The sequence below is a fragment of the Actinoallomurus sp. CA-142502 genome, from assembly GCF_050936355.1.
Lineage (GTDB): Bacteria > Actinomycetota > Actinomycetes > Streptosporangiales > Streptosporangiaceae > Actinoallomurus > Actinoallomurus iriomotensis.
The window spans coordinates 7,127,916-7,142,273 of record NZ_JBNJMY010000001.1; the positions used below are offsets into that span (position 1 = coordinate 7,127,916).

The window sequence follows — 14,358 nt, forward strand, 5'->3', positions numbered from 1 at the left end:
CCATGTCCGCCCCGATTCGATCACATTCGGGTGGCCGATGGTGCTCGATACGTCAAGCCGTCCTCGAACGGCCGTGGCGCGACGTCCCGCCACGGCCGTTGCGGCGTTTTCCAGGTCAGGGCGTGTAGACGTTCGGCCACGCCGGTTGGGCCATGCCGTCGCCGATGAAGAAGCTCGGATGCGGTGGCTGGTTGTAGGCGGTGTTCTGCCACGCGATCGCGGTGCGGTACTGCGTGTCGTGCATGAGCGTGACGATGCGCCGGTCGGTGACCGCGGTCGTCGTGTAGATCCGCAGCGCCTTGCTGTCGGAGGTCCGCCAGACGACCTCCTCGCGCCAGTCGCCCAGGATGTCGCCCGACAGCGCCGGCGTGGCCTTCGTGCCGTTGTTCGACGCCACTCCCGAACCGGTCAGCAGCCGGGTGTCCCCGCTCGTGCCGTACTTGTCGATGTGCGTGTCGTCGAGCAGTTCCCGCACCGGATCGGCGTCCCACCAGATGACGAAGTTGTCCGAGGAGGGCTTGCGGGAGTTCGCCTGCCGGCCGCTGGTGTCGTAGATGCCGGACGTCGCCGAACTCCAGGACTCCGCTCCCGGGCTGCCCGCCCAGATGTCGTCCGACCGGCCGCGTCCGTTGTCGCAGCCGCAGGTGGGGTACTGCCACCGGATCGCACCCGTGGCGGCGTCGGCCATGTATCCGGCGGGCTTGGACGTGTCCTCGTCGACCTTGTACTCCTCCAGCCCGGGCCGGTTCGGGTCGAGGTCGCCGAGGTCCATGGCGTCGCCGTGGTGCATCTGGGTGTTCCACAGGCCGGCACCGTTGTCATCGACGGCCATCGCACCGTAGACGATCTCGTCCCTGCCGTCGCCGTCCACGTCGCCGACGGCCAGGTTGTGATTGCCCTCATCGGTCCAGGCCGAGCCGTTGGTGGAGCTGCTGCTGTCAAAGGTCCAGCGGCGGGTGAACGTCCCGTTCCGCCAGTCCCACGCGCTGATGACGGTCCGGGTGTAGTAGCCCCGCGCCTCGATCAGGCTCGGCCGCTGCCCGTCGACGTACGCGGTGGCGGCCAGGAACCGGTCGACCCGGTTGCCGTAAGCGTCGCCCCAGCCGGAGACGGTGCCGCGCGCCGGGACGTAGTCGACGCTCTGCATCGCCGCGCCGGTCTGCCCGTTGAACATCGTGAGGTACTCCGGGCCCGACAGGATGTACCCGCTGGAGTTCCGGTAGTCGGCGGAGGCGCTGCCGATGACCTTGCCGGTGCCGTCGACGGTGCCGTCAGCGGTCTTCATGGCCACCTCGGCCCTGCCGTCGCCGTCGTAGTCGTACACCTGGAACTGGGTGTAGTGGGCGCCGGCCCGGATGTTGCGGCCCAGGTCGACACGCCACAACCGGGTGCCGTTGAGCCGGTACGCGTCGACGTACACGTCCCCGGTGTAGCCGGACTGGGAGTTGTCCTTGGAGTTCGACGGATCCCACTTCAGGACGATCTCGTACTGCCCGTCGCCGTCGAGGTCGCCGACGCTCGCGTCGTTGGCGCTGTAGGTGTACGAGACGCCGTCCGGCGTCGCGCCGCCGGACGGCGGGCTGATCGGCACGTCCAGATGGCCGTTGGTGAACCGCAGGGCCGGCTCCGACGCCGCCTGCTCGGCGCCGTTCACCACGGGACGCACGGTGTAGGCCGCGCCGGCCGCCGCTCCGCCGTCGTAGTAGTTCGTCGAGTTCGTGATCGGGCTGGAGTTCACCTTCGTCGACCCGCGGTAGAGGTTGAACGCCACACTCGACGAGTCGGTGCCGAGCAGCCGCCAGCTGACGAAGTTGCCGCTGCCGGACCGCACGCTGACGAGGCCGCGGTCGAGCTTCTCCACCTGCCGTGCGGTCGCCGCCGCCGCGTCGTGCCGGGGCAGTTGCGCCGCCCCGGCGAGCACCGTCCCGGCGGCCACGGCGATCGCGAGTGCTGCGTTCCTCCCTCTCTTGCCGACGCCGCGTAATCCACCGGTGCCGCGTGGGTGTTCCATCGGCTTCTCCTTCGGGGAGATGACGGGAAAGCGTTTTCCCTCTCAATCGACGGAGACTAACCCGGTGGAAGAGCGCGACCAAGGCGCTTTCAACGCGCTTTCACGGACGTCTCTTACCGGTCGTGGTCCAGACGAAGGTGGGCGGTGCCGGAGGCGCCGGAGGAGTCCTTCGCGGTCACGGTGACCGTGCGGGTGCCCGCATGACGGGCGCGGCCGGTGATCGTGCCCGACCTGGTGATGGACAGGCCGGCGGGCAACCCGGTGGCGGTGAAGGTGAGCTTCGCCGCCGCGGTGCTCACCGCGTCGACCGGCAGGGACACCCTGGCGCCCACCCGGCTGCTCATGCCGTGCGGGACGTACAGCTGGGCGACCTCCGCCCCGGCGCGGCTTCCGGTGTTGGTCACCGTGGCCGTCACCGTGGAGCCGCCCGACCCGAGCGCGCCGACCTGGAGGTCGCCGAAGGAGAACGCCGTGTACGACAGGCCGTACCCGAAGGGGAACAGCGGCGTGATGTTCTGCGCGTCGTACCAGGCGGAACAGTGACCATCTCGCGCCGCAGGTTCATGGCCGCGTGACCGACAAGGAGGTCTGGCAGCAGTACCGCCGCACCGTCTCGGGCCGGCGCTGACGGTCCCCCGCGGCCCGGCGCCGCGCCGTCCGGCCGGTACGGTACGGGCGGACAGGCGTACCGGGAGAGCGGAGAGCCGATGAGCGTGGAGCGATCACCGGTCACGGTCGGGCTCCTGCATCCGGGGCGGATGGGCGCCGCGGTGGGACGGCTGGCCGTCCGGGCGGGTCACCGGGTGCTCTGGTGCCCCGGCGGGCGGAGCGCCGCGACGGCGGACCGCGCGGACGAGGCCGGGCTCGTACGCGCCGCCGGCCTCGGCGCGCTCACGGCCGAGGCCGGGATCGTCGTCTCTCTCTGCCCGCCCGCCGCGGCCGAGGAGGTCGCCCGGCAGGTCGCCGGGACCGGCTTCGACGGCGTCTTCGTCGAGGCCAACGCGATCAGCCCGGCGCGCGTACGGCGGATCGCCGACCTGTTCCCGCGCGCCCGCGTCGTGGACGGTTGCGTGATCGGTCCCCCGCCCTCCGACCGCGCCGCCGCGCGCCTGTACCTGTCGGGTGCGGCCGGGGACACCGGCCCGGTGGCCGGCCTGTTCGCCGGCGGCCCGCTCGAGGCGGTCCCGGTCGACGGCGGCGTCGGCCAGGCGTCCGCGCTGAAGATGGCGTACGGCTCGTTCAACAAGGCCGCGAGCGCCCTCGCCGCGGTCTCCCACGCGCTGGCGGACGTCTATGGCGTGAGCGACCATCTTCTCGCCGAGGCACGGCGGATGACCCACGACCACCTCGCCACGCCCGGGCACCTGTCCGGGGTCGCGGCCCGGGCCTGGCGGTGGGCGCCCGAGATGGAGGAGGCCGCCGCGACGCTGGCCGAGGCCGGGCTGCCGGACGAGCTCGCGCTCGCGGCCGCCGCGGTGTTCCGCCGCTGGGACGGCGACCGCGACGACTTCGGCATCCCCGTCCAGGACGCCCTGCGTCACCTGCGTGCCGCGGACGGGTGAAGGCCGGTCACGTGTCCAGGGAGTTGCGGTACGGGCGCATGAACCGCAGGCGGGGCATCTGGTCGGCGAGGACGCCGCCGTCGACCACGAGTGTGGTGCCGGTGACGTAGCGGGCGGCGTCGGAGGCGAGGTACAGGACGGCGCCGACGACGTCCTCGGGCCGGCCGTAGCCGCCGCCGTGACCGTCCCGGAGCGGAATGCGCTCGTTCCACGCCGCCTCGAACGCCTCACGATCGAGGGGGAACTCGCCGTCGATCGGGGTGGCGATCATCCCCGGGGCGACCCCGTTGACGGTGACGCCGTGCGGGCCCAGTTCCGCCGCGAGCGACTTGGTGATCAGTTCGACCGCGCCCTTGGAAGCGTTGTAGTGCGCGAGGCCCGCCTCGGCCATCAGCCCGTTCTTGGAGGAGATGGAGATGATCCGGCCGGGTACCCCATCGGCGATCATGTGCTCGGCGACGCGCTGGGACAGGAAGAACACGGCGTCGGCGTTGACGAGCATGACCTCGCGCCACGTCTCGACGGTGATCTCGTTGAAGTGCTCCAGCCGGGCCACTCCCGCGTTGTTCACCAGGATGTGAATCGGCCCGTGGGCGGCGCGGATGTCGTCGGCGAGCCCGGCCAGACCGTGGGTGTCGGCGAGGTCGAAGCCGTAGGCGTGCTCGAACGCGTCGAGTCCGGCGGCGCCGGGCCGGTCCACCGCCACGACGCGGGCGTCGGCGGAGACGAGGCCCAGAGCGATGGCCCGGCCCAGCCCGCGGGCGGCGCCGGTGACGATCGCCGTCCGGCCTCGCAGGCTCACGACAGCCCCAGCAGGTCGAGCGACGGACGGTGGATCAACTTCTCGATCTCCTCGCGGTCCAGCGGCGGAAGACCCGGGATGCCCGGTACCTCGGCGACGGCGCGCAGTCCCTCGACCGAGGCGTCGACGGTGGTGAACGGGTAGTCGCTGCCGAACAGCAGCTTGTGCCAGACGCCGTAGTCCTGGACCAGGCGCAGGCTGTGCCAGAGCTGGAAGGGCCGGTAGTGCAGCGCCGACACGTCGGCGTAGACGTGCCGGTGCTTGCGGATGACCGCGATGCACTCGCCCTCGTACGGATGGCCCAGATGCGCCAGGACCATGCGCAGCTCGGGATGCCGGATCGCCACTTCGTCCAGGTGCACCGGAAGCGCGTAGCGCAGCGGTGCGGTGGACACGAAGGTGGTGCCGGTGTGCACCAGGAGCGGCAGGCCGTTGTCGGCGGCGTAGGAGTAGAGCGGGTCGAGCGAGGGATCGGCGGGATCGAATCCGGCGTACATCGGCATCAGCTTGATGCCGCGCAGGCCGAGGTCCTGGTGGCCGTGCTCGAGTTCGTCCCGCCACCCCGGCCGGGTCGGGTCCAGTGACAGGTAGCCGACGAGCCGGTCGGGATGCGCGGCCACGTAGGCCGCCACCGCGGCGTCGTCCACCCAGAGGCCCGATCGGTGCGCCTTGCCGCCGACGACGATCGCGGCGGTGCCGGGTGGGGCGGAGCCGGCGTAGTCGTCCCAGCGCACGGTCAGGTCGACCGTGCCGCCGTGCGCCCGCGCGGACTCCGCCGCGAACGGGTCGCCCACGTCGTCGGGACAGGTGAAAAGGTGTGAATGAACGTCGACGATCACGTGCGGTTCCGCTTCTCCCAGCCTTCGGCGAACATGTTCCAGAACCCGCCGCTCGGCGGATGCTCGGCGAACACCTCGTCGACCAGCTCGATGCCGAGCCCCGGCCGCGTCGGCAGCCCGATGTGGCCGTCCACGACCGGCAGCGCGCCGCGTACCGCCTGGAACACGTGGTCCTCGAGCATCCCGTCGAAGGTCTCCAGGATGGTGAAGTTCGGCATGCCGAGAGTGGCGTGGACGGACGCGGTCGTGCAGACCGGCGAGTTGGAGTTGTGCGGCGCGACCAGCATCGCGTGCACCTCCGCCTGCGCGGCCAGCTTTCTGACCTCGGTGAAGCCGCCCGCCATCGACAGGTCCGGCTGGATGATGTCGACGGCGCCGGTGGCGAACAGGCGCGCGTACTCATAGCGGTTGTGGAAATGCTCGCCGCCCGAGATCGGCATCGGCGCGCGCCGCCGCAGCTCGGCGTACCGCTCGATGTGCGTCCAGGGCAGGGGTTCCTCGAACCAGCCCACGTCGTACGGCTCCAGCTCGCGCAGCAGCCGGGTCGCCGTGGGCATGGCGAAACGGGCGTGCCCCTCGATGAAGATGTCCACGTCGACGGCCTCGCGGACCGCGGCCACGATGTCGATCGAGCGCCGTAGCTCGGCGCGGGAGAGCTCGCCGAGCCCGGCGCCGAACGGGTCGAACTTCAGCGCGGTGTACCCGCGTGCCACCACGTCCTTGGCACGCGCGGCGAACTCGCCCGGCTCGCGGTCGCCGGTGTACCAGCCGTTGGCGTAGACCCTGATCCGGTCGCGGCAGGCGCCGCCGGTCAAGCGGTAGGCGGGCACGCCGAGCGCCTTGCCCATGATGTCGTGGAGCGCCTGGTCGATGCCGGAGACGACGATCCCGCCGACGTCGCCGCCGCGCAGGAAGTCGCCCTGGTACATCCGCAGCCAGATCTCCTCGACGTCGAAGGGATCGGCGCCGATGAGGTGCCGGGACGCCATCGCCTCCGCCAGCGCGGCGGTCTCCCGGCCCCGGTAGGGATGGGTGATCTCGCCGACGCCGCTGAGGCCCTCGTCGGTGTGCACGCGTACGTAGGAGAAGTCGCGCCAGGCGGTCCCCAGCGCGAGTGTCTCGACCCTGCTCACGCGCCCCGCGGGCCCGACCGGGCGGGTGGTGTCGACGGTCAGCATCGGTCCGCCACTCCCCCCATGGTGCTGGCGTCCGCCACGTCGGCGAGGACGTCGCCGTCGGTGAGCTGGGCGCGCGCCGCGTCGGCGGCGGCCTCCAGCAGCCGGGCGGCGTCGGCCTCGGTGTGGGCGTAGGAGACATGGCTGCGCTTCAGGTTGAGCGGCAGCTCGAACACTCCGTGGCCGAGGAGCCTGCGGCGGTACCCGACGAACATGGACGCATCATTGCGCAGCAGGTCATCGTAGGTTCGGGCGGGGCCCGTCATGAAGTACGCGACGAACACCGAACCGTATCCGGTGACCACCGCCGGGAGGCCGAGCCCGGCGAACACCTCCGACAGCCCGGTGCGGATCCGGTCACCGAGACGGAACACGTGCTCGTGCACCGGCTCCGTACGGATCTTGCGCAGCGTCGCCAGCGCGGCGGCCACGACCGCGGGATGCCCGTTGTACGTCCCGGCGAAGAAGACCGAGCCGCCGGGGCGCGAGCTGAACAGCTCCATCAGGTCGGCGCGTCCGCCGAGCGCACCGACCGGGTAGCCGTTCGCGATGGCCTTGCCCATCGTCGTGAGGTCCGGGGTGATCCCGCTGATGGCCTGCCAGCCACCGAGGTCGTGCCGGAAGCCGCTGATCACCTCATCGAAGATCAGTACGCTGCCGGCGCGGGTGCACTCGTCGCGCAGTGTCTGGAGGAACTCCCGTTCGGGGAGCAGGCAGCCGACGTTGTGCGGGACCGGTTCGACGATGACCGCGGCGATGTCGCGGCCGTATTCGGCGAACGCCGCGCGCACGCCCTCGGCGTCGTTGAACCGCAGGACGAGGGTCGCCTCCAGCACCTCGGGAAGAATGCCGGCCGAGATGGGATCCCTGGCTCCGACGCGTTCGGGCGCGGAGATGACATTGAGGCTGACCGCGTCGTGCCAACCGTGGTAGCAGCCCTGGAACTTGACCACCAGCCGCCTGCCGGTGGCGGCACGGGCGACCCGCAGGGCGTGGAACGTGGCCTCGCTGCCGGTGCTGGTGAGCAGGACCTTCTCCACGCTCGGCACCAGCTCCACCAGGGCCTCGGCCAGCTCGACCTCGGCCGTGGTGACGCCGACTCCGCACAGGTCCACGGTTCGCCCGGCCTCGGCGACCGCCGCGCTCACATCGGGGTCGTTGTGGCCGAGCAGCGGTGGGCCGAACGCCGCGTGGTAGTCGACGTACTCCCGGCCGTCCGCGTCGCGGAAGCGTGCGCCGTCCGCCTCGGTGATCACGAGATCGGTGAGGCCGGGGATGCTGCGCTGCCCGCTGTTCACGCCGCCGGGGATGGCCCTGCGAGCGCGCTCGGCGAGGTCGGAGCCGGACAGGACACGCTGATTCACATTTTCTCCTTGGCGCGCCGCCCGTGACCCAGCCCGGTCGTGGTCGGCGCCGGTTCTTCCGCCGCAGATCGAAATACAGAACAGTGTTTGGTGTTGCCGAACGATTGCCGGGAGTTTCGCATGAGAATTTTCGGTGGTCAACAGGCAATCGTGTTACAAGCGAGTAAGCTGTTCGGCTGTGACGAACAGCGATGCGAAAAACTCGCGATACTGGGTGCGAAGCGTCGCCCGCGCCGCCGAGGTTCTCGAGGCCCTGGCGGGCGACGCGCAGGGGGCCGGCATGAGCGTGACCGAGGTGGCCGGCGCGTGCGGCCTGAGCAAGAGCGCGGCCTTCGCCACCCTCTTCACCCTGCGCCAGTATGGCCTGGTCGCCGACGACGGCGAGGGGATGAACCGGCGTTACCGGCTCGGGATGTCCCTGGCGCGCCTCGGCGCCCGCGCCCAGGACCAGCTCTCCCTACGGGACGTGGCCCGCCCGGTGCTCGTCGAGCTGACCCGGGTGACCGGGATGAACTCCCGCCTCGCCGTCTCCGAGAGCGACCACGCCGTGGTGGTGGACCAGGTCAGCAACGGCGAGCGGGTCCAGGTCGACCTGCGAATGGGGACGCGGGAGCTCCCGCACTGCACCGGACTGGGCAAGGCGCTGCTGGCCGAGATGAGCGACGCCGCGGTGACCCGCCTCATCGAGCGGGTCGGCATGCCCCTCCGGACGAGCCACACGATCAAGGACCTGCCGACGCTCCTGGCCCATCTGCGGACCGTTCGCGAACTCGGCTACGCCGTCGACGACGAGGAGGACGCCGACGGCGTGTTCTGCATCGGCGGCGCGCTGCGGGACCACACTCGGGCGTGCGCGGGAGCGATCAGCATCACGAGCCTGAAGCTGGATCTGCCCGCCTGGCGGTACCAGGAGCTGGGACGACACGTACGCGACGCGGCCGAGCGAATCTCCCGCGACCTCGGGTACCGCCCTTGACACACGTGGCCAAGGCTGTCTAGCGTCCACGCCATCGTCTCGGGCGAAGAGCTGGCTCCCGGTGTGTCGCAGCCCCGACTCCGGAAGTTCTGGCCAGCAGCTCCGCCGCCTGCGCGCCTCTGCGCATCGCCCGACCTTCCATCCTTTGCCGCGTCCGTCCGGGCGCGCCCCCGAAGGTTGAGGCCCCATGAACCACGTGGCCAATGTCCTGGGCCTGCTGATGCTCGATGTCCGCAGGCTCGAGGACGGCCTGCTCGTCCAGGTCGCCGGCTACCGCGCTCCCGGCGACGGCGGCGGAATGCTGCTGCGCTGGGACGCCACATCCACCCTCCCCGCCAACGGCGGCACCGTCCTCGCCCCGCCCGGAACGAGCAAGGGCCGCTGGCGCCAGATCCACCACGGCGTCGCCGACTTCCGCCGCTTCGGCATCTTCGACGACAAGACCCCCGCCGACACCGCACTCGAAGCGATGGTCACCGACCCCACCATCCACCGCATCGAAGCCCACACCGACCTGCACTTCGTCAAACGCCACACCTTCCACCGCTCCAACATCGAACTCGACTTCGGCGGCAACACCGTCAGCACCGACGGCATCGAACGCAACAGCCACGACAACCCCTTCGGTGCGGTGCTGTACTTCCGCGGTCAGGTCACCACGACCGTGGTCACGCACCGGCTGTCCGCCGTGCTGCCCGACCTGTCGGACGTCTTCGAGGTGGGCGACTCCTCGAAGTTCGCCGTCGGCCAGTGGTGGGCCGCCGAGGTCGACGCGCTCGGCGGCACCTACGAGCGCGAGCTGCAGCGCATGGTCCAGGTGACGCAGATCGTCGACGACGGCCACATCCGGGTGGACTACAAGAACGGCTGGGAACTGGCCGCCGGCCGCACCATCACCTGGACCAGGGTCCAACCCGTCGAACGCGCCTGCGTACGGAACATGATCTTCATCGGCGCGCCGCCGTACGACGGGCCGGACGACGGCTCGGTGCCCGACGACCGGGAGTACACCGGATCCCACCCGGTGGCCTATGAGTACGCCGTCTCCTGCGACGTGTCCGGCATCCACGCCACCGCCACCTGGTGGCCGGTGATCATGCGCCGCTGGTGCACCCACTTCCGCACCGAGCAGAGCAGCCTCAAGAACCCGCCCACGGTGTTCTACGGCGGCGCCGGATACCTCACCCAGCAGATCTACTGCCTGTACGGGCACGTCTCGGACTGCCACACCGCCAACGCGCGGCATCTGAACGACTTCACCGCCTCGGCGTACTGCTACGTCGACAACTGTCACGGCGACGGCGACGACGCCGGTGGCAACCCGTTCACCACCCACGGCCAGTACGAGCACGACCTGGTGTTCACCGGCAACTCCGGGCTGATGGACATCGCCAACAGCGGCGCTCCCTGGGGCACCAGCGCGAAGCGGATCACCGTGCGCAAGCACGTCTGCTCCTGGTTCGTCGCCGGAACGAAGATCACCGACCTGACGCTGGAGGACGTGCGGGTCATCCCGCGTTCCACGTTCGATCCGGCCGGAACGCTCCAGGTCAACGCCGACGGCATCCAGATGCGCGGCTGTTCGGCCCGGACGTTCGCGATCGGTCAGCGCTCCGACCGCTCCGGGCGCCCCAACGTGATCGAGGGGTGCGCCTTCGACCTGCCGAAGGACGCGGTGGTGGTGCAGACGCCGGTCGCGAACCCCGTCCACTTCGTGGACTGCGTCTTCACCGGCCTGGACGGCGCGGTCTTCCGCGGCTCGGGGTCGCTGCGCTTCACGCGGTGCGAACTGCACGGCGTGCGCGACGGCGAGCCGGTCTCCATCGGAGCGGCCGAGATCGTCATCTCCGGAGGACGGGTGGACGGAGCCCCGATCCGGCTCAGCGCCGTACGCGACCAGCGGCTGCACATCGGCGGCGGCGCGCTCGTACGGGGCGGGGACGGCGCCCTGCTCTCCCGCGCGGACGGGCCCGGAAAGCTCGAGTGGGAGCTGGTGGGCCACCGAAGCGAGGCGAGCGGCCACGCCACGCACCTGGAGATCACCACCGGTGAGAACACCTACCGCGCGGCCGGCTCGGTGTTCGCCGGGGGCCGCCTGAAGCTCACCGCCGTGACCTCGCTGCTGCACACCGAGTGTGTGGAGGAGAGCGTGGAACGCTCCCTGCCCGCCGGTGGCCCGCACGTCCTCGTCGCCGACAACCTCACCCTCTGAGAGAGCCCGCCATGGAGCGTCGTCACATTCTTCGCGCCACCGGAGCCGCCGCCGGCCTGGTGACGTTCGGTTCACTGCTCGCCGCCGACCCGGCGTCGGCCGATCCCGCCCATCCGCTGAAGCAGACCGTCCAGCAGGCCGGCACGATCGCGGAGCTTCTCAGGCTCGAGGTCCGCGGGCTCGAGGACGGCCTGCTCGTCCAGGTCGCCGGCTACCGCGCTCCCGGCGACGGCGGCGGAATGCTGCTGCGCTGGGACGCCACATCCACCCTCCCCGCCAACGGCGGCACCGTCCTCGCCCCGCCCGGAACGAGCAAGGGCCGCTGGCGCCAGATCCACCACGGCGTCGCCGACTTCCGCCGCTTCGGCATCTTCGACGACAAGACCCCCGCCGACACCGCACTGGAGGCGATGGTCACCGACCCCACCATCCACCGCATCGAAGCCCACACCGACCTGCACTTCGTCAAACGCCACACCTTCCACCGCTCCGACATCGAACTCGACTTCGGCGGCAACACCGTCAGCACCGACGGGATCGAGAAGGCCGGGGAGGACGACCCGTTCGCGGCCGTGCTGCTGTTCCGGGGCAAGGTCACCGACACCGTGGTCACGCACAAGCTGTCCGCGACCATGCCCGAGCTGTCCGACGTGTTCGAGGTGGGCGACTCGTCCAAGTTCGCGGTCGGCCAGTGGTGGAGCGCCGAGGTGAACCAGCTCTCCGGCCGCTGGGAGCGGGAGCTGCAGAAGCTCCTCCAGGTGACGCAGATCGTCGACGGCGACCACATCCGGGTGGACTACAAGAACGGCTGGGAACTGGCCGCCGGCCGCACCATCACCTGGACCAGGATCGAACCCGTCGAACGTGCCCACGTACGGAACATGGTCTTCACCGGCGCCGGGGACGACCAGTACACCGGCTCCCACCCGGTCGCGTACGAGTACACGGTCTCCTGCGACGTGTCCGGCATCGACGCCACCGGGACGTTCTGGCCGGTGATCATGCGCCGCTGGTGCACCCACTTCCGCACCGAGCAGTGCAGCCTCAAGAACCCGCCGACGGTGAGCTACGGCGGCGCCGGATACCTCACCCAGCAGATCTACTGCCTCTACGGGCACGTCTCGGACTGCCACACCGCCAACGCCCGCCACCTGAACGACCTCACCGCCTCGGCGTACTGCTACGTGGAGAACTGCCACGGCGACGGCGACGACGAAGGCCCGTTCGTGACCCACGGCCAGTACGAGCACGACCTGGTCTACACCGGCAACTCCGGGCTGATGACCTTCGCCAACTCCGGGGCCGCCTGGGGTTCGGCCGCCAAGCGGATCACCGTGCGCAAGCACGTGTGCTCGTGGTTCGTCGCCCGGGTGAGCGTCACCGACCTCACGCTGGAGGACGTACGGGTCATCGGCAAGGCCGGGCTGCAGGGCTCCGGCATGATCTGGGTGAACGCCGACGGCGTCCAGATGCGGGGATGCTCGGCCAGCGACACGTTGATCATCTCGCAGGCGTCCAACCGGTCGGGGCGTCCCAACATCATCGACGGATGCACGTTCGCCCTGCCCGCCAAGAGCGAGATCGTCCAGGCGAACGTCACCGCCCCCGTCCACGTCAGCCGCTCGGTCCTGACCGGCCTCGACGGCAACGCCTTCAACGGCACCGGCGAGCTCCGCCTCGTCGACACGATCCTGCGGGGCCGGGAGAACGCCGAGCCCGTCACATGCGCCGCCGCCACGCTCGTCCTGGACGGCTGCACCGTCACGGGCACGGGAGTGCGCCTCGCCGGCAAGGCCGACCAGCGGATCCGGCTGGGCGGGGGCACCGAGGTCACCGGCACCGGAACGCTGCTGTCCCGCGCGGACGCGGCCGGGACGATCACCTGGGAGCTGACCGGTTACCGGAGCCTGGCCGGAGACGCCGGCACCGCCCACATCGCCCTGTCCGCCGGCAAGAACCGCTACTCGGCGGTCGGCGCGCTGTTCAACGGCGGGCGGCTGGAGCTGCGGGACGGCGCGTTCGGCGACGGCTCCTACCTCAAACACGCCGGCAACGTGGAGAACGGCGTCACCAGGACGGCGCTCCCCAAGGACGGCGCCGGCGTGCAGACCACCGGAAACCTGGTGATGTGACCGATGACCGAACCTGTCACGCTCGCCCTCGTCGGCGCCGGCGACCGAGGACGGACGTACGCGTCCTGGGTGGCCGCCAACCCGCGACGGGCCCGCATCGTCGCGGTCGCCGACCCGTTGCCGGAGCGCCGGGCCCGGCTCGGCGGCCCCGGCGTACGGGAGTTCTCCGACTGGACCGAGCTGCTCGGCGAGCGGATCGCGGACGCCGTGATCGTCGCGACTCAGGACCGGCTGCACGCCGAACCCGCCGTCGCCCTCGCCGAGGCCGGCTACCACCTCCTGGTGGAGAAGCCGCTGGCGCCCACCGAGGAGGAGTGCCGCCGCATCGTGGAGTCGGTCACGAAGGCCGGCGTGCTGTTCGCGGTCTGCCACGTGCTGCGGTACACGCCCTACACCGACCTGGTGAAACGGGCCGTGGACAGCGGGGTGCTCGGCGAGGTGATGAGCGTCGAGCACCTGGAGCCGGTCGGCTGGTGGCACGCCGCCCACTCGTACGTGCGCGGTCCGTGGCGAAGCGAGCGCCTGGCCAGTCCGATGCTCCTCGCCAAGTCCTGCCACGACCTCGACTGGCTCGGCTACGTGACCGGCCGGCGCATCGCGAAGGTGTCCAGCTTCGGCTCGCTCGGCCATTTCCGGGCGGACCGTCGCCCGGACGGCGCGGCCGACCGGTGCCTGGACTGCTCGATCGAGCCCGGCTGCCCGTACTCGGCCCCACGCCTCTACCTGGGCACCCTCCGCGACCGCGGGCCGGTCTGGCCCGTCAGCGTGGTCACCGGCGGCACCGACGAGGCGGCCGTGCTCGAGGCGCTCCGCACCGGCCCGTACGGCAGGTGCGTGTACGCCTGCGACAACGACGTCGTCGACCACCAGGTGCTCGCCATGGAGCTGAGCGGCGGCGTCACGGCCACCTTCACCATGACGGCCTTCTCCGAGCAGACCCACCGGCAGACGAGGATCTTCGGCACCCACGGCTGCCTCACCGGAGACGGCGAGAAGGTCACGGTCGTCGACTTCCGCGCGGGCGGCCGCCGCGAGGAGTGGTCGGTGGCCACCGACGCCGGCTCCAATGCGGCCGACGGCCACGGCGGCGGCGACGCCGGCCTGATGGACGCCTTCGTCCGTGCCGTACGGACCGGCGACGCCGCTCACGTGCGGTCCGGACCGGCCGAGTCACTCGACGGCCATCTCGCGGTCTTCGCCGCGGAGCGTGCCCGCCACACCGGCACGGTCGTCACCGTGCCCGACAAATGACCACGAGATCGTCCCGATGAGATTCAGAACGAGA

Annotated in this window: 12 protein-coding genes; 6 read left to right on the top strand and 6 right to left on the bottom strand. The window is 70.8% G+C overall.

Features of this window, described 5'->3' with window-relative positions:
• Nucleotides 1–115: 115 nt before the first annotated feature.
• Entirely contained in the window at nt 116–2,011 is a 1,896-nt protein-coding gene (locus ACQEV1_RS33600) for a rhamnogalacturonan lyase (protein ID WP_433399082.1), read from the bottom strand.
• A 113-nt stretch (nt 2,012–2,124) separates the two neighbouring features.
• On the bottom strand, nt 2,125–2,415 hold the full coding sequence (locus ACQEV1_RS33605; protein ID WP_433399085.1) for an Ig domain-containing protein: 291 nt from the start codon (nt 2,413–2,415) through the stop codon (nt 2,125–2,127).
• 1 nt (nt 2,416) lies between these two features.
• On the opposite strand from ACQEV1_RS33605, the gene ACQEV1_RS33610 reads away from it, so the two are divergent.
• Nucleotides 2,417–2,554 carry a hypothetical protein gene (locus ACQEV1_RS33610; RefSeq protein WP_285630128.1) on the top strand — a complete coding sequence of 46 codons (138 nt, stop codon included), beginning with the start codon at nt 2,417–2,419 and terminating at the stop codon, nt 2,552–2,554.
• A 164-nt stretch (nt 2,555–2,718) separates the two neighbouring features.
• Nucleotides 2,719–3,573 carry a DUF1932 domain-containing protein gene (locus ACQEV1_RS33615; protein WP_433399088.1) on the top strand — a complete coding sequence of 285 codons (855 nt, stop codon included), beginning with the start codon at nt 2,719–2,721 and terminating at the stop codon, nt 3,571–3,573.
• A 7-nt stretch (nt 3,574–3,580) separates the two neighbouring features.
• On the opposite strand, the gene ACQEV1_RS33620 is transcribed toward ACQEV1_RS33615, so the two are convergent.
• Genes ACQEV1_RS33620 through ACQEV1_RS33635 form a run of 4 tightly spaced genes read right to left on the bottom strand, consistent with a single transcriptional unit; the run spans nt 3,581 to nt 7,753 of the window.
• Nucleotides 3,581–4,375, bottom strand: a complete 795-nt coding sequence (locus tag ACQEV1_RS33620; protein WP_285630124.1) for an SDR family NAD(P)-dependent oxidoreductase — start codon at nt 4,373–4,375, stop codon at nt 3,581–3,583.
• A complete protein-coding gene (locus tag ACQEV1_RS33625; RefSeq protein ID WP_285572785.1) occupies nt 4,372–5,214 on the bottom strand; it encodes an amidohydrolase family protein in 843 nt (280 codons plus the stop codon). The genes ACQEV1_RS33620 and ACQEV1_RS33625 overlap by 4 nt, the downstream gene beginning before the upstream one ends.
• Nucleotides 5,211–6,392 (bottom strand): mandelate racemase/muconate lactonizing enzyme family protein, encoded by a 1,182-nt coding sequence (locus tag ACQEV1_RS33630; protein WP_433399093.1) that lies wholly within the window; start codon nt 6,390–6,392, stop codon nt 5,211–5,213. The genes ACQEV1_RS33625 and ACQEV1_RS33630 overlap by 4 nt, the downstream gene beginning before the upstream one ends.
• Complete coding sequence (locus ACQEV1_RS33635) at nt 6,386–7,753, bottom strand: aspartate aminotransferase family protein (protein ID WP_285630120.1); 1,368 nt, start codon at nt 7,751–7,753, stop codon at nt 6,386–6,388. Before ACQEV1_RS33635 ends, ACQEV1_RS33630 begins: the two co-directional genes overlap by 7 nt.
• A gap of 178 nt (nt 7,754–7,931) precedes the next feature.
• Between ACQEV1_RS33635 and ACQEV1_RS33640 the strand changes: the two genes are divergently transcribed.
• The 4 genes from ACQEV1_RS33640 to ACQEV1_RS33655 all read left to right on the top strand — a co-directional run bounded on the left by ACQEV1_RS33640 (nt 7,932) and on the right by ACQEV1_RS33655 (nt 14,324).
• Nucleotides 7,932–8,729, top strand: coding sequence for an IclR family transcriptional regulator (locus ACQEV1_RS33640; RefSeq protein WP_433399097.1), 798 nt, complete (start codon nt 7,932–7,934; stop codon nt 8,727–8,729).
• A gap of 187 nt (nt 8,730–8,916) precedes the next feature.
• Nucleotides 8,917–10,941 carry a hypothetical protein gene (locus ACQEV1_RS33645; protein ID WP_433399100.1) on the top strand — a complete coding sequence of 675 codons (2,025 nt, stop codon included), beginning with the start codon at nt 8,917–8,919 and terminating at the stop codon, nt 10,939–10,941.
• Nucleotides 10,942–10,952: 11 nt separating this feature from the next.
• The gene (locus ACQEV1_RS33650; RefSeq protein ID WP_433399103.1) at nt 10,953–13,073 is read left to right on the top strand and encodes a hypothetical protein; all 2,121 of its coding nucleotides are present in this window, start codon (nt 10,953–10,955) and stop codon (nt 13,071–13,073) included.
• Nucleotides 13,074–13,076: 3 nt separating this feature from the next.
• Nucleotides 13,077–14,324: a Gfo/Idh/MocA family protein gene (locus ACQEV1_RS33655; RefSeq protein ID WP_433399105.1), complete on the top strand. Its 1,248-nt coding sequence runs from the start codon at nt 13,077–13,079 to the stop codon at nt 14,322–14,324.
• The last annotated feature ends 34 nt before the right edge of the window (nt 14,325–14,358 follow it).